The following is an 828-nucleotide window of genomic DNA, read 5'->3' as shown; positions in this document are numbered from 1 at the left end:
CTCGTCGGCGAGGATCAGCTCCGGCCGCCCGATCAGCGCCCGGGCGGCAGCCACCCGCTGCTGTTGCCCGACGGACAGGGTGCTCGCCGGCCGGGCTGTGTCGGCGGCATCCACCTCCAGGGCATCCAGGAGCCGTTGCGCCGCCTCCACGGGCCGGGCGCCGGCTCGCCGGGCCCGGGTAGTGGAGAAGCGGCAGGGCAGGAGGACGTTGTCGAGGGCCGACAGATAGGGCAGCAGATTGAACTGCTGGAAGATGAAGCCGATGTGATCGACCCGGAAGCGGTCCCGGGCGGGGGCCGACAGGGCGTCCAGGGGCTGGCCGAGGATCTGGATACGGCCTTCCCGGGGCATTACCACGCCGCCGATGAGGTTGAGCAGGGTGCTCTTGCCGGCGCCGCTTTCGCCCTGGATGAACACCTGCTCACCCTGGCCCACATCCAGGGCGGACAGGGTGAGACACGGTGCAACCTGGCCTGGCCAGGCGAAGCGCAGGTCGCGGATATGAATGCTCGGGGCCATGGGGCTCACCACACCCCGTCGGCGGCCAGCACCACGCGGGGAAGGGCGTCCGCCGGAACCGCCGGAGAGCGATGGATGATCCCGCGGCCGCCATTGCCCTGCCACAGGCTGCCCTTCAGCAGGGCCACGGTGAAGCCGGGAATGCGCTGGATCTGCGCTCCGGCGCCGAGCAGGCCCGAGTGTTCGTCGGGCAGCCCGCCCGCGCCACTGCCCAGCTTGCTGCGATCAGCGCCGGCATCGTCCAGCCATTCCGTGCCCGGCCCCCGGTAGGTGCACAGCAGGCGGATGCCGACCCGGTCCACGTGCAGG

The 828-nt window shown here is 71.5% G+C and carries 2 protein-coding genes; both read right to left on the bottom strand.

Going from position 1 to position 828, the window contains the following annotated elements:
- Positions 1 to 519, bottom strand: a 519-nt coding sequence (locus tag JNK74_28435) for an ATP-binding cassette domain-containing protein (protein ID MBL7650116.1), incomplete at its 3' end; no start/stop codon positions are given.
- A 5-nt stretch (positions 520 to 524) separates the two neighbouring features.
- Positions 525 to 828: DUF1826 domain-containing protein (locus tag JNK74_28430; protein MBL7650115.1), on the bottom strand; the 304-nt coding region annotated here is incomplete at its 5' end.

The sequence above is a fragment of the Candidatus Hydrogenedentota bacterium genome (assembly GCA_016791475.1).
Lineage (GTDB): Bacteria > Hydrogenedentota > Hydrogenedentia > Hydrogenedentales > JAEUWI01 > JAEUWI01.
The sequence above is the reverse complement of the archived record's forward strand: the minus strand, read 5'-3'. Positions and strand labels throughout refer to the sequence as shown.